The 17,994-nt window shown below is 68.8% G+C and carries 17 protein-coding genes; 9 read left to right on the top strand and 8 right to left on the bottom strand.

The features are described 5' to 3' along the window. Nucleotides 1-40: 40 nt before the first annotated feature. The 3 genes from M9945_RS20840 to M9945_RS20830 all read left to right on the top strand — a co-directional run bounded on the left by M9945_RS20840 (nucleotide 41) and on the right by M9945_RS20830 (nucleotide 3,602). The gene (locus M9945_RS20840) at nucleotides 41-1,219 is read left to right on the top strand and encodes a M24 family metallopeptidase (protein WP_367946071.1); all 1,179 of its coding nucleotides are present in this window, start codon (nucleotides 41-43) and stop codon (nucleotides 1,217-1,219) included. A gap of 19 nt (nucleotides 1,220-1,238) precedes the next feature. Continuing rightward, complete coding sequence (locus M9945_RS20835; protein ID WP_367946070.1) at nucleotides 1,239-2,435, top strand: M20 family metallopeptidase; 1,197 nt, start codon at nucleotides 1,239-1,241, stop codon at nucleotides 2,433-2,435. A gap of 210 nt (nucleotides 2,436-2,645) precedes the next feature. Beyond that, nucleotides 2,646-3,602, top strand: coding sequence for an IS481 family transposase (locus M9945_RS20830; protein ID WP_367942948.1), 957 nt, complete (start codon nucleotides 2,646-2,648; stop codon nucleotides 3,600-3,602). Here the strand turns inward: M9945_RS20830 and M9945_RS20825 are convergent. The 8 genes from M9945_RS20825 to M9945_RS20790 form a co-directional block, all read right to left on the bottom strand. After that, nucleotides 3,599-3,979, bottom strand: coding sequence for a RidA family protein (locus M9945_RS20825; RefSeq protein ID WP_367946069.1), 381 nt, complete (start codon nucleotides 3,977-3,979; stop codon nucleotides 3,599-3,601). The genes M9945_RS20830 and M9945_RS20825 overlap by 4 nt on opposite strands. Beyond that, nucleotides 3,976-4,599: a TetR/AcrR family transcriptional regulator gene (locus M9945_RS20820; RefSeq protein ID WP_367946068.1), complete on the bottom strand. Its 624-nt coding sequence runs from the start codon at nucleotides 4,597-4,599 to the stop codon at nucleotides 3,976-3,978. The genes M9945_RS20825 and M9945_RS20820 overlap by 4 nt, the downstream gene beginning before the upstream one ends. 356 nt (nucleotides 4,600-4,955) lie before the next feature. After that, complete coding sequence (locus tag M9945_RS20815) at nucleotides 4,956-6,020, bottom strand: glycine betaine/L-proline ABC transporter ATP-binding protein (RefSeq protein ID WP_367946067.1); 1,065 nt, start codon at nucleotides 6,018-6,020, stop codon at nucleotides 4,956-4,958. Next, nucleotides 6,013-6,900, bottom strand: a complete 888-nt coding sequence (locus M9945_RS20810) for an ABC transporter permease (protein WP_367946066.1) — start codon at nucleotides 6,898-6,900, stop codon at nucleotides 6,013-6,015. The genes M9945_RS20815 and M9945_RS20810 overlap by 8 nt, the downstream gene beginning before the upstream one ends. 155 nt (nucleotides 6,901-7,055) lie before the next feature. Next, entirely contained in the window at nucleotides 7,056-8,057 is a 1,002-nt protein-coding gene (locus tag M9945_RS20805; RefSeq protein ID WP_367928350.1) for an ABC transporter substrate-binding protein, read from the bottom strand. Between the two features lie 304 nt (nucleotides 8,058-8,361). Next, nucleotides 8,362-9,183, bottom strand: coding sequence for a hypothetical protein (locus tag M9945_RS20800; RefSeq protein ID WP_367946065.1), 822 nt, complete (start codon nucleotides 9,181-9,183; stop codon nucleotides 8,362-8,364). A 31-nt stretch (nucleotides 9,184-9,214) separates the two neighbouring features. Then, nucleotides 9,215-9,820: a hypothetical protein gene (locus tag M9945_RS20795; RefSeq protein WP_367946064.1), complete on the bottom strand. Its 606-nt coding sequence runs from the start codon at nucleotides 9,818-9,820 to the stop codon at nucleotides 9,215-9,217. Nucleotides 9,821-9,913: 93 nt separating this feature from the next. After that, a complete protein-coding gene (locus tag M9945_RS20790) occupies nucleotides 9,914-10,771 on the bottom strand; it encodes a LysR family transcriptional regulator (RefSeq protein WP_367946063.1) in 858 nt (285 codons plus the stop codon). A gap of 101 nt (nucleotides 10,772-10,872) precedes the next feature. Here M9945_RS20790 and M9945_RS20785 point away from each other — a divergent pair, with 101 nt between their 5' ends. The 6 genes from M9945_RS20785 (at nucleotide 10,873) to M9945_RS20760 (ending at nucleotide 17,972) form a co-directional block, all read left to right on the top strand. Continuing rightward, nucleotides 10,873-12,183, top strand: a complete 1,311-nt coding sequence (locus M9945_RS20785; RefSeq protein ID WP_367946062.1) for an aspartate aminotransferase family protein — start codon at nucleotides 10,873-10,875, stop codon at nucleotides 12,181-12,183. 38 nt (nucleotides 12,184-12,221) lie between these two features. Then, entirely contained in the window at nucleotides 12,222-12,686 is a 465-nt protein-coding gene (locus M9945_RS20780) for a cobalamin B12-binding domain-containing protein (protein WP_367946061.1), read from the top strand. A gap of 23 nt (nucleotides 12,687-12,709) precedes the next feature. Continuing rightward, nucleotides 12,710-14,401, top strand: coding sequence for a methylmalonyl-CoA mutase family protein (locus M9945_RS20775; RefSeq protein ID WP_367946060.1), 1,692 nt, complete (start codon nucleotides 12,710-12,712; stop codon nucleotides 14,399-14,401). A gap of 10 nt (nucleotides 14,402-14,411) precedes the next feature. Then, the gene (locus M9945_RS20770) at nucleotides 14,412-15,161 is read left to right on the top strand and encodes an enoyl-CoA hydratase/isomerase family protein (protein WP_367946059.1); all 750 of its coding nucleotides are present in this window, start codon (nucleotides 14,412-14,414) and stop codon (nucleotides 15,159-15,161) included. A 2-nt stretch (nucleotides 15,162-15,163) separates the two neighbouring features. Beyond that, entirely contained in the window at nucleotides 15,164-16,795 is a 1,632-nt protein-coding gene (locus M9945_RS20765; RefSeq protein WP_367946058.1) for an AMP-binding protein, read from the top strand. Between the two features lie 76 nt (nucleotides 16,796-16,871). Further along, a complete protein-coding gene (locus M9945_RS20760) occupies nucleotides 16,872-17,972 on the top strand; it encodes a branched-chain amino acid ABC transporter substrate-binding protein (RefSeq protein ID WP_367946057.1) in 1,101 nt (366 codons plus the stop codon). Nucleotides 17,973-17,994: the final 22 nt, after the last annotated feature.

The raw sequence follows: 17,994 nt of genomic DNA, 5'->3' as shown, positions 1-17,994 counted from the left end.
CAAGGATCGCCTCGACCCGATACAAGGAAAAGTGCAAAGCATGATCCCTCTGCCCTTCGACCGCGCCGAATATGCCCGCCGTCTTGCGCTCGTGCGCGCGGAGATGGCGCGGCGCGGCCTCGAGCTGCTGATCGTCAACGACGTCGCCAACCAGCACTACCTCACCGCCTATGACGGCTGGTCGTTCTATACGCCGCAGATCGTCGCCGTGCCGGTCGAGGCGGAGGAGGAGCCGGTCTGGATCGGGCGGATGATGGATGCGGCCGGCGGCAGGCTGACGGCATGGATGAAGCCGGAAAACGTGGTCGGGTTCCCCGAGGACCACGTCCAGCAGACTGACCGCCATCCGATGGACTGGATCGCGCAATGGCTGGTCGCGAGGGGCTGGGGCAAGCGCCGCATCGGCATCGAGCTGGAAGCCTACTACTATTCGCCGAAGGCGCATGCGCGGCTGACCGCGGGGATGCCGAACGCGACCTTCGTCGACGCCGACCTGCTGGTCAACTGGGTCCGGGCGGTCAAGTCGCCGGCCGAGATCGCCTATCTGCGCCACGCGGCGCTGATCGCCGGCCGCGCCGTCGAGGCGGCCTACGAGGCCATCGCGCCCGGCGTGCGCGAATGCGACGCCATCGCCCGCATCCAGGCGGCGCAGGTCGCCGGCCATCCCGACTTCGCCGGCGACATCACCGCGCTGCCGCCGACCATCCTCGGCGGCGAGAACGCCTCGGCGCCGCATATGATGTGGAGCGAGCGGCGCTTCGGCGCCGACGAGACCGTCGCGCTGGAGCTCGCCGGCGTGTGCCGGCGCTATGCGGCGGGCCTCGCCCGCACCATGCAGCTCGGCGCGATGCCGAAGAAGGTCGAGGACACAAGCAAGGCGGTCCTTGAAGGCATGGAGGCGGTGCTCGACGCCGTCCGCCCGGGCGCCCCCGCCGAGGCGGTCGAGGCGGCGTGGCGCGCGGTCATCGGCCGCTACGGGCTGAAGAAGGAATCGCGCATCGGCTATTCGATCGGCGTCGCCTATCCGCCCGACTGGGGCGAGCACACGATCAGCCTGCGCGCCGGCGACAAAACGGTGCTGCAACCGGGCAACGTCGTCCATTCCATCCTCGGCATGTGGATGGACGGCTGGGGCATCGAGGTCAGCGAGACCATCCTTGTCACAGGGACGGGCTCGGAGACGCTGACCGACTTCCCGCGCGCCATCTTCGTCAAATAGGCCGGCGCGGGGAGGAACCATGCCGAACGACCGCCCGACGGCCCTCGCGCCCGACGTCGCCGCCGACCTCGTCGCGATGCGGCGTCACCTCCACGCCAACCCGGAACTTTCCAACGAGGAGCGCGCCACGCAGGCCTATATCCTCGAGCGCATCGGCCTTGCCGGCATAGAGGGCGCGAAGCCCGCCGCCGGCACCGGAGTCGTCGTCGACATCGAGGGACGGCAGCGGCCGTCCAACCGCTGCGTGCTGGTGCGGGCCGACATCGACGCGCTGCCGCTCCACGAGGATACCGGGCTCGATTTCGCCTCGCGCACGCCGGGCGTCATGCATGCCTGCGGCCACGACGCCCACACGGCGATGGCCTTCGCCGCCATGCGCTCGCTCCATCGCCTGCGCGACAGCTTCTCCGGCACGGTGCGGTTCGTGTTCCAGCCGGCCGAGGAGGCCGAGCCGCTGGGCGGGCGGCGCATCGTCGAGGAAGGCTGGCTGAACGGCGTCGAGGCCGCCATCGGCATCCATGTCGATCCCTATATGGAGACCGGCAAGGTCGCGGTCGGCGAGGGCCCGTTCACGCTCGCCGCCGACAGCTTCGACATCACGGTCAGCGGCGTCGCCGCCCACGCGGCCAAGCCGCATGAGGGAACCGACGCGCTGGAGATCGGCTGCGCCATCGTCGCCGCGCTCAACCGCATCGCCGGGCGCGAGACCGGGCCGTTCGAGGCGTCGGCGCTGTCGGTTACGCGCTTCCTCGCCGGCCAGTCCTACAACGTGCTGGCCGACAGGGCGGCGATCAGCGGCACGTTCCGCAGCGGCGGCGAGGCGACGCGCGCGCGGGGCCTCCGGCGCATCGAGGAGATCGCCACCGGCATCGCCGCCGCGCACGGCGCCTCCGCCGACGTGCGGATCGTCCGCGGCGAGCCGCCGGTGGTCAACGACGCGGCGATGGTCCGGGTCGTCGCCGAGGCCGCGACCGCCTGCCTCGGCGATAGCGCGCTGGTCGTCGCCTCCGGCTGGGAGGCGGCCGACGATTTCGGCTTCTACAGCGAGCGCGTCCCGTCGGTCTATTTCCGGCTCGGCGTGCGCGACCCGGCCGCAACGGAGGCGTATCCGCTGCACCATCCGCGGATGAACGTCGACGAGAACGCGCTCATCCCCGGCGCGGAAACGCTGATCGCCAGCGCGCTCGGCGCGCTCGAACTGCCGCGCGGCGAATAGGGCGGAATTTTCTCGTGCCGTCAGAGCATTTTGCAGCCAGACGGGACCGTCTGGCGTCGCATAAATGCGGCTAAAGCAAACCGCTAGAGCGGCAGCCCGGATTTATCCGGGCGTCCGCCGCTCTAGTTGTGAGCTTTCGGGAGGTTGTCCATTCGGACCGGACCGGGGAGACTGGAGTTACCAAGCTTCAGCATCCACCGGAGGGTCCGAATGAACATCCACAAGAATGCCCGCCTGACGCCGTTGCGTCGAGAGGAGATGGCGCTGTCGGTGATTGAGGGGCGTCTTTCCCAAGCCCATGCGGCACGGACCTATGGCGTGTCGGCGAAGATCGTGGCGCGCTGGGTGGAGCGCTACAAGGCGGAAGGGCGGTCCGGCATGGGCGACCGATCCTCGCGGCCCGCCCATATGCCGCAGGCCACCGCGGCGTCGATCGCCGAGCGTATTGTGGTGCTGCGTCGGCTGCGCTGGACCGGCAAGCACATTGCCCATGAGGTTGGCGTCTCGCCGGCCACCGTCAGCCGGGTGCTCAGGCGCGCCGAGCTGTCGCGGCTCAAGGACATCGAGCCGGCCGCGCCGGTCAGGCGCTACGAACGTGCCCATCCCGGCGAGATGATCCATATCGACATCAAGAAACTCGGCCGGTTCGACCGCGTCGGCCATCGCATCACCGGCGATCGGCGCGGCCAGTCCAACAGTCGCGGCATCGGCTGGGAGTTCGTCCATGTCGCCATCGACGATGCCTCGCGCATCGCCTTCAGCCAGATCCTGCCCGACGAGAAGAAGCAAAGCGCCGTCGCCTTCCTCACGGCGGCAGTCGCCTACTACGCCAGCCTCGGAATCACCGTCACTCGCGTCATGACCGACAACGGCTCGTGCTATCGCTCGAAGGCTTTCGCGCGCGCTTGCCGCGAATTCGGCCTCAAGCACATCCGAACCAGGCCCTACACGCCGCGCACAAACGGCAAGGCCGAGCGCTTCATCCAGACCGCCTTGCGCGAGTGGGCCTATGCCGTGGCCTATCCGACATCACGCCACCGTGCCGCTGAACTGCCGATCTGGCTCCACCGCTACAATTGGCATCGCCCGCATGGCAGCCTAAAGTCCAAACCACCAATCAGTCGCCTCCATCTAACCGGCGACAACCTCTTGAGGCTCCACAGCTAGTCGACGGCGATGGCCTCGATCTCGACCAGCAGGTTCGGCCCGGCCAGCCCCTTGACGATCAGCAGCGTCGTCGCCGGCGGCGGCGAGGGCAGGGCGCCGGCGGCCGCTTCCATGAACGCCGGCACGTCGGCCTCGTCGGTCAGGTAGATCGTGACCTTGGCGAGGTTGCCCGGCCCCATGCCGGCGGCGGCGAGGACGGCGTTGACGTTCGCCGTGGCGAGCCGCGCCTGCTCGGCGATGCCGGCTCCGGCCTGCCCGGTCGCATCGACGCCGACTTGGCCGGAGATGTAGAGCGTCCGTTGCGGAGCCGTAACGAGCGCGCCGGGGCTTAGATAGGGAAGGCTGGGGAAGCCTTCAGGTGTGACCATCTCGATCATGTCGTTGTCCTTTCGGGGCTGGGGCTTTCGGGGTTGAGGGAAGAAGGCGGGGTCGTCCGCTGCGTCCTGAGCTGCGCGAAGGTGAGCCGGACGGAACGGGCGAGCTCGTCCATCGGCAGCCCGCTGCGCGAAAGCGTCAGGATGCCGTGATAGAGGGTGAGGAGCTGCATCATCGCTCCGGCGGCGACCTCGGCGCCCAACTCGCGCGTCAAGACGTCGCTGAACGCGTCGCGCAGCAGGGCCATGGTGGCATCGATGCTTTCGCGCGCCGGGCTGTCCTCGCGGCCGAACTCGACGATCGAGTTGGTGACGAGGCAGCCGAAGCCGTCGGCCAGCGGCGGCTCAAGCACCGACAGAAACAGGCCTTCGAGGTCATCGAGCGTCGCCTCGCCGCCGGCGAAATGACGGATCCTTTCGGCAACGAAACCATGCACGTAACGCTCGAGCGCCGCCCGGAACAGACCGGCCTTGTCGCCGAAGGCGTTGTAGATGCTGCCCGAGACCAGCCCGGTCGCCTTCTCCAGCGCGGCGATGGAGATGTCGCGGTAGCCATGCATGCGGAAGGCGTTGGCCGCCGCCATCAGCACGGTGTCGCGATCGAATGTTCTGCGTCGTCCCATGGAAGGGATATTAGAATATTTATTCTAGAATACAATCTCTAAAATGATGCGCCTATAATCCGGAGCAATCCGGGATCATCCGGGATCGGTAGGCGCCGCCCCTCATCCGCCCTTCGGGCACCTTCTCCCCGCAAGCGGGGAGAAGGAATGCCGACCGCAATCCTCGCAGTTTCTCTCGCCATGCCTGCGATTGGCGAAGCAAGGACGACGGCTCTCTTCTCCCCGCTTGCGGGGAGAAGGTGGCGGCAGCCGGATGAGGGGCGGCTCCGGAGGTTCCGGAATGATCCCAAAGTCGGGGTGCCGTTCGGTTCAGGTCAGGGCTGGCGCTTCGCCGTTGGCGAGGCCGCAGCCCGGCGTCAGGCGGGCGGGGCCGCCGGTTCGCGGGGGCTGACGGCGGCGGCGGCGAGCTGGTTGAGATTGACGGTGCCGAGCGCCGTGCCGTCGGGCCCGGTGACGACGAGCCCGGCCTGCGCGCCGTGGACGATCAGGCGCATCGCCTCCTCGACGGTGGTGCCGGCGGCGACGGTGGGGCCGCCGGGCGCGGCGCCGGGGGAAAGCGGGGTCATCACCGCCTCGACCTGGACGACGCGGCCGCGATTGACCTCGCGCACGAAGTTCTCGACATAGTCGTCGGCGGGCCGCAGGACGATGTCCTGGCTGGTGCCCTGCTGCACCACCTCGCCGTCGCGCAGGATGGCGATGCGGTCGCCGAGCCGGAGCGCCTCGTCGAGGTCGTGGGTGATGAAGACGATGGTCTTGCGGATTTCCTTCTGGATGTCGAGCAGCACCGTCTGCATGTCGGTGCGGATCAGCGGGTCGAGCGCCGAGAAGGCCTCGTCCATCAGGAGGATCGGCGCGTCGTTGGTCAGGGCGCGGGCGAGGCCGACGCGCTGCTGCATGCCGCCCGAGAGCTGGTTGGGGTAGTGCTTCTCGAAGCCGGAAAGGCCGACGCGCTCGATCCAGCGCATCGCAGCCTCGACTTGGGCGCCGCGCGGCACGCCCTGTATCTCCAGCCCGTAGACGGTGTTCTCCAGCACGTCGCGATGCGGCAGCAGCGCGAATTTCTGGAACACCATCGCCGTCTTGTGGCGGCGGAATTCGCGCAGCTCCTTCGGGCTCATCTTCACCACGTCCTCGCCGCCGACGAGGATCTCGCCCGCGGTCGGGTCGATCAGCCGGTTGATGTGGCGGATCAGCGTCGACTTGCCGGAGCCCGACAGGCCCATGATGACCTGGATGCGGCCGGCGGGCATCGAGATGTCGATGTTGCGCAGCCCGAGCACATGGCCGTGGCGCTCGTTCAGCTCGGCCTTGGTGATGCCCTCCTCGACCAGCGGCACCATGGCGGCGGCGTCCGCGCCGAAGATCTTCGACAGCTTCCTGATCTCGATGCCGTATTGCGCGGCGCTCTCCTTAGCCATGGACGATCTCCAGATGCTTCTGCAGGCGCCGGCCGTAGGCCTGGCTGACGCGGTCGAAGATGATGGCGATGCCGACGATGGCGAGGCCGTTGAAGACACCCATGGTGAAGTACTGGTTGTTGATGGCGCGCAGCACCGGCTGGCCCAGCCCCTGCACGCCGATCATCGAGGCGATGACCACCATGGCAAGCGCCATCATGATCGTCTGGTTGATGCCGGCCATGATGGTCGGCAGCGCCAGCGGCATCTGGACGTTCTTCAGCTTCTGCCAGCCCGACGAGCCGAAGGCGTCGGCCGCCTCCAGGACGTCCTTGTCGACCAGCCTTATGCCGAGGTTGGTCAGCCGGATGATCGGGGGGATGGCGTAGATGACGACCGCGATCACGCCCGGCACGCGGCCGATGCCGAGCAGCATCACCACGGGGATGAGGTAGACGAAGCTCGGCATGGTCTGCATCACGTCGAGCACCGGGTTGACGATGCCCTGCGCCCGGTCCGAGCGCGACATCAGGATGCCGATGGGGATGCCGAGCGCGATGGCGACAACGGTGCAGACGAAGATCATCGACACGGTGCGCATCGTGTCTTCCCACATGTCGAAATAGCCGATGACCAGCAGCGTCAGCACGCTGCCGAGAACGATCTTCCAGCTGCGGCTGGCGAACCAGGCGATGGCGGCGATGGCGAGGATGACGACCGGCCACGGCGTGTTGAGCATCAGCCGCTCGGCATGGATCAGGAACTGGCGCAGCGGCTCGAAGAAGCCCTCGATCGTGCCGCCCCAGGCGCGCGTGAAGGTGCGGAAGCCGTCGTCGATCGCCCGCCTCAGTTCGCGCAGCGTGGCGTCGTCCATGTGCGGAAATGACCAGAACCAGTCCATAGCGATCCCCTTGTTCCGCCTCGATGCGGCTTCTTGTCGTTTGCCGCCGGCCCGCGCGGCCGGCGCGTCCGGATCGGCGCAAGACGAAGCGCCCGGAAGGCCGGTCGTTCAGACCGGCCCCGGACACCTCGATGCCCCCTGCCGAAAGGCGGACGTCAGAGCGCCGCCTTGATCTTCTCGGCCGCCTCGGGCGAGACCCACTCCTTCCAGATGTCCTCGTTGTTCTGGAGGAAGTGCTTCGCGCCGTCCTCGCCAGTGGCCTGGCTGTCGGTCATCCACGCCATCAGCGCGTTGACGGTGCCGCTCTCCCAGGCCCGCTTGTTGAGATAGGCCATCACGTCCTCGCCGGCGCGCTCGGCGAAGCTCGCCGTCACCAGCGTCTGCACCGTGTCGGCCGGCCAGTCGTTCTTCTGCGGGTCCGGGCAGTCGGCCACCGTGTTGCAGCGGTGCCATTCCTCCTCGTTGAGCGGCACGCCGTGCTCGAGCTTGACCATCTCGTAGCGGCCGAGCAGCGCGGTCGGCGACCAGTAGTAGCCGACCCAGCCTTCCTTGCGCTCGTAGGCGCGGGCGATCGAGCCGTCGAGGCCGGCCGCCGAGCCGGTGTCGACGAGGCGGAAGCCCGCCGCCTCGGCCCCGTAGGCCTTGTAGAGCTGGCCGGTGACGACCGTGCCGCCCCAGCCGGCCGGGCCGTTGTGGACCGCGCCCTTGCTCGGGTCCTCCGGGTCGGGGAACAGGTCGGGCCGCTTCAGCGCGTCGTCGATGGTCTTGATGTCGGGGTTGGCGTCGGCGACGTATTTGGGGATCCACCAGCCCTGCACCGCGCCGTCCGAGATCGCGACGGCAGCGCCGACGATGCGGCCTTCCTCGATGCCGCGGCCGACGACCTCGGGCACGAGGTCGACCCAGCCCTCGGGCGCGAGATCGGGGTCGCCGCGCTCGACCATCGAGGTGATGGTCGGCACCGTGTCGCCGCTGATGATCGAGGCGTTGCAGCCATAGCCGTTGTTGAGGATGAACTGGTCGAGGCTCGCCAGCACCTCGGCGCTCTGCCAGTTCATGCTGGCAATGGTGACGTCGCCGCACTCGGCATGCGCGGCCGTGCCAAGCGCCGCCAGAAGCCCCGCGGCCAGGCAGGTCGATGCGAGATATGTCTTCATTGTTCGTTTCCCTCTTCTTCGCTGTTGTTCTGGAAGCCGTTTGTGGCTCCTTTGCCGCATGCCGGGACCGGCATGCGGTCGTGCATTGAAGTGCGCAGCGTCGTCCTCGTTTTTCCTCCCGGTCTCGTCCGTGCCTGCGGGCACCGAAGGTTCCGGCTTCCGGACGCGTCCCCGGAAAGCCCCTGAGGGTACTTTCCGATTTTTCCCGCGCCGCTGAAAGCCTATTTGCGACAGCGATGTCGAATCCAGCACAGCACATCGCATTGATGGCCCGCCCGGCGGCCGGATGCCGCCTCGCCTGCCGTCAGAACCGCGTCTCGTTTTCCCGCGCCAGCGCGTCGAACGCGTCGGAATCGGGGATGTAGCGCCGGGCGTCGTCGTCCCAGCGCCACGTCGCGGCGATGGTGCGCGTTCCCGGTTCCGGGACGGCGGCATCGCCGCAGTCCGCGCCGGTCGCGGCGGTCAGCTCGGTCACGCTCGCCGCGATGTCGGGGAAGGGGCCTTCCGCGCCGGACCGGACCGCGAGCCGCTGCGTCCGCTCGTAGGCACAGGTGCGCTCGTCGAGCGTGAAGATGGTGTCGACCAGCTCGAGCCGGTCGCCGCGCACGAGGATCAGCGCCGTCGCCGCGTAGCTCTGGCCGGAGTTCCAGTGGACGCTGCTGGTGATCAGGAGATCGTTGCCGCCGAGCGGCAGCCGGGCCGGTTCGGCGAAGCCGGTGAACCGGTCGAAGCCGACATCGGCGGCATCGACGAGCCGCGGCTCGCCCGCCATGTCGAAGAGGGCGAGGATGGCGGGGGCCATGGCCGCGTCCTCCACTGGGCCGGGGTCGAGCAGCAGCGCCAGCCGCTGCGCACCGCCGGGCCCCAGCGGCACGGCCGCGATCCGCACCGGCCCGACGGGCGCGGGCAGGGGGTTGGCCATGTCCTCGCCGCCGATATGCCGGAAATCCGCTGTCCCGTCCCCGGGCAGGACGAGCCGGACGAGGTCGGCATAGGTGCGCTCGGCTGCCCATGGCAGCGGATCGGCGGGTTCGGGACGGGAGACCGGCTCGCCGAGGCTGCCGCCGGCGGCGGCGAGCAGCAATGCAAGGGCGGCCGCGGCCGCGCGCACCGGAATGGCCATCATGCAACTCCTCAGTTTCGCGCTGCCTGCCGCCTCAGGGGCAGGTCGTCACCTGGTTGGAGCAGGTGCCGGCGGTCCAGCCACGCAGACGGGGGCCGGTCGAAACCCCGTCGATCGTCAGCACCCCCTCGACCTCGACCCAGTCGCCCCGGCAGGCGTGGATGCGCTCGACGAGGATCGAATCCGGCCCGTAGCGGCCGCGGTCGAGGCTGCCGATGAGCGTCGCCACCACGGCGTCGTCGTTCGAGGGGCCGGCATGCAGGTGCCGGTGGTTGAGCCGCAGCCCGATATGGCGGCCCGACACCCAGCCCTCGCCCCGGAAGACGAAGTCGATCGGCTCGTCGAAGATATAGTCGAGCACCCAGCCTTCCGAGATGCGCAGCCAGCCGTCGTGCGAGCCGGTGATCGACACCTCGGTGGCGAAGCGCTCGCCGCCGACCTCCCGCGCCGCCGGAAGGTTGCCGATGACCGGCGCGTCGGCCGTCGGCGCGGCGCGGACGTTGAGCCCGTTGGGGTCGGGATCGGTCGACCAGGCGGAGATCGTGCAGGCCTCGATCTCGGCGGCGGCGGCCGCGACGGGGGCGAGGCACAGCAGCGCGGCAAGCCCCGATACGGCATTCCATCGGCCCCGAACCGCCATCCGCGCTGCCCTCCGTCGGCCACACCGGCCGCGATGCATCCCGCCAGCATAGCACCGTTGCGCGTTTGCGTCCGCAAATACGACGCGGCTGCCTTAGAGCGAGGGCAGGAGCTGGCGGATATGGTTGCCGAAGGCGCGCGTCGCGGCCGAGGGCTCGACCTCGGGATAGGCGATCTCGACGCCGAGGCTGGGCAGCGGCGGCAGGGGCGCGCCGAGGATGTGCAGGTCCGGCGGCACCGCCTTTTCCGTCATCACCGAGATGGCGAGGCCCGAGCGGGTGACGCCGATCAGCCCGGCGAGGCTGTTGCTGGCCTGCGAGATCCGGTAGCGCAGCCCGGCGCGGGCCATCGCGTCGCAGGCGGCCTTGTGGTCCATGGTGTTGGAGGCCGACAGCGCCAGCGGCAGCACAGCGCCGAAATTGTGCAGCGCCAGCGTCGGCTGCCAGCCGACCCACACCAGCGGCTCGGTGCGGACGATGTCGTCGGCCTCGGTCCAGGTGGGGACCGAGACCAGCCCGACGTCGATCTGCTTCAGGTGCAGCAGCTTGCGCAACTGGTCGGTCGGCGCGGCGACAACCCTGATCTCGACATCGGGGTGCATGCGGCCGAAGCTCTTCAGGAGGGTCGGGAAGAAGGCGATCAGGTAGTCCTCGGGGCTGCCGTAGACGATGGTGCCGCGCAGGCCGTCGCTGGAGAAGGCCGAGACAGCCTCGTCGTGGATGCTCAGCATGCGCTCGGCATAGTCGAGCAGCCGCTCGCCGCCGCTGGTCAGCCGCACGCCGGTGCCGCCGCGGTGCAGCAGGCCCTGGCCGCACAGCTGCTCCAGCTTCTGCATCTGCATCGTCACCGCCGACTGGGTGCGGCCGACCTGAAGCGCCGCCGCGCTGATCGAGCCGGAGCGGGCCACCTGCACGAAAGTCGCCAGCAGGCGCAGGTCGAGGGGCGTCTTCATATCAGTTCCATTGATACCTTGAGCCGAACATTATCAATTTTACTAACTTCGCATCAAGCCCTACGCTTCTGCGAAAGATGTGAAGAACGGGGAGGCCGGGCGTGTCGAGGAACGACGAGGCAGCATTCTGGAACGCGGTCGAGCGGCATGTGGTGCGCTATGGCGGCGCCTTTGACCCGGCGATCATCGAGCGGGCGGCCGGCTCCTTCGTCTACGACGCCGACGACCGGGCGATCCTCGATTTCACCTCCGGCCAGATGAGCGCCGTGCTCGGCCACACCCACCCGCGCATCGTCGAGACCGTCAAGCGGCAGGTCGACAAGGTGGCGCATCTGTTCTCCGGCATGCTGTCGCGCCCGGTGGTGGAGCTCTCCGAACGCCTCGCCGCGCTGGCGCCCGGCCTCGACAAGGTGCTGCTGCTGTCGACCGGAGCAGAGTCGAACGAGGCCGCCATCCGCATGGCCAAGCTGGTGACCGGCAGGCACGAGATCGTCGCCTTCTCGCGCAGCTGGCACGGCATGACCAATGCGGCCGCGTCCGCCACCTACAGCGCCGGGCGCAAGGGTTATGGCCCGCCGGCGGTCGGCTCGCTCGCCATCCCGACGCCGAACAGCTTCCGCCCGCGCTTCCGCAATCCCGACGGCTCGCTCGACTGGCAGGCCGAGCTCGACGACGCCTTCGCGCTGGTCGACAGCCAGTCGACGGGGAGCCTCGCCGCCTTCATCGCCGAGCCGATCCTGTCGAGCGGCGGCATGCTGGAATTGCCACAGGGCTATCTCGCGGCGCTGAAGCGCAAATGCGAGGAGCGCGGCATGCTGCTGATCCTCGACGAGGCGCAGACCGGCATCGGCCGCACCGGCGACATGTTCGCCTTCCAGCGCGACGGCGTCACGCCGGACATCCTCACCATCTCCAAGACCGTCGGCGCCGGCCTGCCGCTGGCGGCGATGATGACGACGGCCGCCATCGAGGAGGCCGCGCACGAGCGGGGCTTCCTGTTCTACACCACCCACGTCTCAGACCCGCTGCCCGCCGCGGTGGGCCTCACCGTACTCGACGTGGTGCGCGACGAGGGCCTCGTCGCGCGCGCCCGCGATCTGGGCGCGAGGCTGCATGACGGCCTGTCGGCGCTGAAGGCGCGCCACGAATGCGTCGGCGACGTGCGCGGGCGGGGCCTGTTTCTCGGCGTCGAGATCATCAGGGACGAGGCGAGCCGCGCGCCCGACCACGAGCTCGGCGCGCGCATCGCGCGCGAGGCGTTCCGGCGCGGCCTCAACATGAACATCGTCAAGCTGCCCGGCATGGGCGGCGTCTTCCGCATCGCCCCGCCGCTGACGATCTCCGAGGACGAGATCGACCTCGGGCTCAGGATCATCGGCGAGGCGATCGAGCACGAGACCGCCGCCGCCTGACGGCGGCGTAAGCCACGACTTTCAGGGTGCGAGCGTAGATGAGCGACACTGGAACGCAGGGAGAGGCCGCCGTCGCGGCGGTGAGGGAAGGAAAGCCGGAGGGCACGGTCAAGGTTCTGGTCGCCAAGATGGGGCTGGACGGCCACGATCGCGGCGCCAAGGTGGTGGCCCGCGTGCTGCGCGATGCCGGCATGAGCGTGCTCTATACCGGCCTCTACAAGACGCCGGCGCAGGTGGTCGATGCCGCGCTCGATGAGAATGTCGACGTGATCGGCGTCAGCCTCCTGTCGGGCTCGCATGTGCCGTTGTTCCAGGAGCTGGGCAAGGCCCTCCAGGAGAAGGATGCGGGCCACATCTTCGTCGTCGCCGGCGGCGTCATCCCCGAGCAGGACTACGAGGCGCTCTACGATGCCGGCGTCGACGTCATCGTGCCGCAGGAGGCGCGCTCGGAGCTGATCGTCGAGACGATCACCAATCTGATCGCGGATCGCGGCAACCGATGACGGACGAGGCGGAGGCCACAACGATGAAACTTTACCGCGACGAGGCCATCGCGGACATCCGCGCCCGGCAGGCCGAGTGGGAGGAGCGCGAGCTCGCCGCGACGCTGAAGGCGCGGCCCGAGGAGAAGCCCGTCTACGAGACCGAGAGCGGCATCCCCTTGAAGCGCGTCTACACCGCCGCCGATGTCGCCGACATCCCGGGCGAGGACCTCGGCTTTCCCGGCGCCTACCCGTTCACGCGCGGGGCCTATCCGACGATGTATCGCGGCCGGCCGTGGACGATCCGACAGGTCGCCGGCTTCGGCAACCCGGAGGCCACCAACCAGCGCTACAAATACATGATCGCCACCGGCCAGACCGGGCTTTCGACCGATTTCGACCTGCCGACCCTGCTCGGCTTCGATTCCGACGACCCGATGGCCTTCGGCGAGGTCGGGCGCTGCGGCGTCGCCATCGACACCATCGACGATGTCGACCGGCTGTTCGACGGCATCGACCTCGAGAAGATCTCGGTGTCGCTGACCATCAACCCCTCCGCCTGGGTCGTCTATTCGATGTTCGTCGCCGTCGCCGAGCAGCGCGGCTACGATCTCGCCAAGCTGACGGGTACGCTCCAGGCCGACCCGCTGAAGGAATATGTCGCCCAGAAGGAGTGGATCTATCCGGTGCGGCCGGCGGTGCGCCTCTTACGCGACCTCATCGTCCACAGCGCGGCGGCGACGCCGAAGATGAACCCGATCAGCCTGAGCGGCTACCACCTGTCGGACGTCGGCGGCAACGCCATCCAGGAAGTCGCCTTCATCATGGCCTTCACCATCGCCTATTGCGAGGAGGTCGTCGCCGCCGGGATGGATATCGACGACTTCGCGCCGCGCCTCTCCTTCTTCTTCATCAGCCATCAGGACTTCTTCGAGCAGATCTGCAAGTTCCGTGCGGCGCGGCGCATCTACGCGAAGATCATGGCCGAGCGCTTCGGGGCGAAGAAGCCGGAATCGATGCGGCTGCGCGTCCACGTCCAGACCGCCGCGATGAGCCTGACCAAGATCGAGCCGCACAACAACCTGATGCGCACAGCGATCCAGGCGCTGGGCGCCGTGCTCGGCGGCTGCCAGAGCATGCACACCAACGGCCTCGACGAGGCCTTCGCCATCCCGACCGAGGAGGCGATGAAGCTCGCCATCCGCACCCAGCAGATCATCCGCGACGAGATCAACGTCACCTCCGTGGTCGACCCGCTCGGCGGCTCCTATTTCGTCGAGCGCCTGACCTCGGACATGGAGGCCGAGATGTGGAAGGTGCTCAACGAGGTCGAGGAGCGCGGCGGCGCGGTCAAGCTGGTCGAGGAGGGCTGGTTCCAGCAGAAGCTGGCCGATTCCGCCTACGACACCTTCAGGAAGTTCGACAGCGGCGAGAAGATCTCGGTCGGCGTCAACCACCATGTCGACGCCGCGAGCAGCGCGGCCGAGGTCGACATCCACCCCTATGACGAGAGCTGCACCCAGTTGCAGGTCGACCGGCTCGCCGCGCTGCGCGCTGCCCGCGACAACGCCCGCGTCGAGGCACTTTTGCAGGAGCTGGCGGCGCAGGCCCGCACCGAGGACGTCAACCTCGTCCCCAAGACCATCGAGCTGGTCAAGGCGAGGGCGACGCTCGGCGAGATCTGCGGCGCGCTGCGCGAGGTCTGGGGCAGCTACAGCGAACCGCTGATCGTATGAGGAGACATTCATGAACGGGACAGTCGTCGCGACGACCGAGGGAGCCGTCGCCTGGCTCAGGCTCAACCGGCCGGACCGGCTCAACGCCATGAACCGGGCGCTCGTCGACGATCTTTCCGCGGCGCTGGCCGCGGCCGAGGCGGACGAGGCGGTGCGCGCCATCGTCCTGCACGGCGAGGGCAGGGCGTTCTGCTCCGGCGACGACCTGAAGGACCTCGACGCCCAAACCGGATCCGAGGCGGCGACGCAGGACTGGGTCGAGGCCATCCAGGGCATCACCCGCCAGATCATGGGCTCGCGCAAGATCGTCATCGCCGCGGTGCATGGCTGGTGCGTCGGCGGCGCGCTCGAATGGGTCGTCAACTGCGATTTCCGGCTGTTCGCCGACACTACCCGCTGGTTCTTCCCCGAGGTCGGCTACGGCTTCTTCGTCACCGGCGGCGTCACCGCGCTGCTGACCAAGCAGGCCGGGCCGCAGACGACCAAGGAGCTGCTGATCCTCGGCGAGCGCCAGGATGCCCAACGGGCGCTCGAGCTCGGCATCGCCTGGAAGCTGGTTCCCGAGGGCGAGTTGCTGGCGCGCGCCCGCGCGCTGGCACAGGCCGTCGCGACGCGCCCCGCCGAGGCGGTCGCCGCCGCCAAGCACGCCATCAACGAAGGCTTCCACTCCTCCCTCGCCGAGGCGATGGAACGCGAGACGGCGCAGACCGTGCGCGGCTTCCTCTCGGCCGAGGCGCAGGCGCGGGCGAAAGAGTTCTGACCGTGCGGATCGACCTCGCCGACATCCCCTCCGTGCCGCTCGTCCCCGGCGGGCACGACGACATCGACAACCGGGTTCTGCCGAAGATCCTGCGCCTTCAGGCCGAGCGGCTGGGCGCGGCGCCGTTCATCGACATATGCGGCCGCACGGCGAGCTTCGAGGAGATGTTCACCCTCTCCAGCCGTCTGGCCAACGGCTTGCGCGCGCTCGGCGTCGCCCAGTTCGACCGCGTGGCGATGGTCCTGCCCAACGGCATGGATTGCGTCCTGTCGTGGTTCGCGCTGTCGGCGCTCGGCGCCATCGAGGTGCCGATCAACCCGGAGCTGAAGGGCGATTTCCTCTGCCATAACATCGGCAAGTGCGGCGCCGGTCTCGTCATCGCCCATGCGAGCGTGCTGGACGAGATCGCGAAGGTCGAGGCGCGCCTTCCCTCTTTTCGCACCCTCGTCGTGGTCGACGGCGATGCGGCCGACGCGCGCGCGGCGGGCGTGAGGGTCGGCCGGGTCGTCGCCTTCGGCGAATGCCTGTCGCCGCGCGCCGATCTCGACCCGGTCGACGTCCATTACTCGCACCCGATCGCGATCCTCTACACCTCGGGCACGACCGGGCCGGCCAAGGGCGCGCTGATGTCGCATCACCATTGCTATTCCTGGGCGGCGGCGATGGCGATGAATCTCGGCTACACCGGCGCGGACAGCTATTTCTCGCCGCTGCCGCTGTTCCACACCGACGCGCAGATGTTCGGCGTCTACCTGCCGCTGATCCACGGCACGCGGGCGACGCTGGTCGAGCGCTTCAGCGCCAGCCGGTTCTGGGGCGAGGTCCGCGCCAGCGGCGCGACGGCGACCAACCTCCTCGGCGCGATGGCCGCCATCCTGATGAAGATGCCCGAGTGCGCCGACGACGCCGGCAATCCCGTGCGCGTCGCCCAGTGCATCCCCATGGTGCCGGACAAGGCGGCGTTCGAGCGCCGCTTCGCCATGCGGCTCGTCACCGGCTACGGCCAGACCGAGACCAGCTTTGTCACCCTCGACACCGTCGACGAGACGAAGCCGGGCGCGTGCGGGCGGCCCCATCCCGACTGGGAGGTGGCGGTCGTCGACGAGGCCGACAATCCGCTGCCGCCCGGCACGGTCGGCGAGATCGTCGCCCGGCCGAGGAAGAGCTGGACCATGTTCTCCGGCTATTACGGCGACGAGGCGCGCACCGTGCAGACCCTGCGCAACCTCTGGTATCACTCGGGCGATGCCGGCTTCATGGACGAGGACGGCTGGCTCCATTTCCGCCACCGCCTCAACGAGGCGATCCGCCGGCGCGGCGAGAACATCTCGGCCTACGAGGTCGAGCACGTCGCCGAGGCCCATGCCGACATCGTCGAGAGCGCGGCGTTCGGCGTGCCGTCCGAGTTCACCGAGGAGGACATCATGGTCGTGGCGATGCGGCGCGAGGGCTCGGCCGTCGATGCCGCCGGCCTCCTCGCCCATTTCCGCGCCCACGCGCCGCGGCACATGGTGCCGCGCTACATCGAGATCGTCGATGCGCCGCTGCCGCGGACCCCGACCGAGAAGATCGCCCGCACCGAGCTGAAGAAGAAGGGGCCCGGCCCCGGCACCTTCGACCGGGGCGAGCGGTAGCGCAATGGATTGCGGCCGCCGGGAGAAGGCACCCGCCGGCGCCGCACCTCAGGAGAAGGTGCCAATGGGAGTGGACATGAAACGGATTCTTGCAGCCAGCACCATGCTGGGCGTCGTCGTCGCCGGTCCGGCCTGGGCCGAGATCAAGATCGCCACCGCCGGTCCGATGACCGGGCAGTACGCCTCGTTCGGCGCGCAGATGAAGGCGGGCGCCGAGCTCGCGGTCGAGCACATCAACGCCGCCGGCGGCGTCAATGGCGAGCAGTTGAAGCTCGAGATCGGCGACGACGCCTGCGACCCGAAGCAGGCTGTCGCGGTCGCCAACCAGTTCGCGGGCTCCGGCGTCGTCCTCGTCGCCGGCCATTTCTGCTCGGGCTCGTCGATCCCGGCCTCGGCCGTCTATGCCGAGGAAGGCATCATCCAGATCTCGCCGGCCTCGACCAACCCGGTCTATACCGACGAGCGCCCCGGCCCCGGCATCTTCCGCATGTGCGGCCGCGACGACCAGCAGGGCGAGATCGCCGGCCAGTTCATCCACGAGCGGTTCCCGGACAAGAAGGTGGCGTTCATCCACGACAAGACCGCCTACGGCCAGGGCCTCGCCGACGCGACCATGGCGGCCTATGAGGCGGCGGGCGGCAAGCCGGCGCTCTACGAGGCCTACACCGCCGGCGAGAAGGACTACACCGCGCTCGTCTCCAAGCTGAAGGCCGAGGGCGTCGGCGTGCTGCATGTCGGCGGATACCACACCGAGGCCGGGCTGATCGCCCGCCAGATGCGCGAGCAGGGCATGGACACGGTGCTGATGTCCGGCGACGGCCTGACGACGGAGGAATACTGGGCGATCACCGGCGAGTCCGGCGAAGGCACGCTGATGACCTTCTCGCCCGACCCGCGCAAGAACCCGGACGCCGCGCCGCTGGTCGAGCAGTTCCGTGCCAAGGGCGTCGAGCCGGAAGGCTACGTGCTCTACACCTACGCCTCGGTGCAGGCCTGGGCCGAGGCGGCCAACACCGCCGGCACGACCGAGTTCGACGCGGTGGTCAAGGCGCTGAACGAAGGCACCTTCAAGACCGTGCTCGGCGAGTCGGGCTTCGACGACAAGGGCGACGTCAAGCTGCCCGGCTACGTCATCTACGAGTGGAAGGCCGGCAAGTACGACTATCTGGAGAACTAGCTTCCGGACCGGCGAAGGCCTC

Origin of the sequence: Aquamicrobium sp. (assembly GCF_023954335.1) — a bacterium.
In the GTDB taxonomy this organism is placed as follows: Bacteria; Pseudomonadota; Alphaproteobacteria; order Rhizobiales; family Rhizobiaceae; genus Aerobium.
This window is presented reverse-complemented; position numbering and strand designations above follow the sequence as displayed.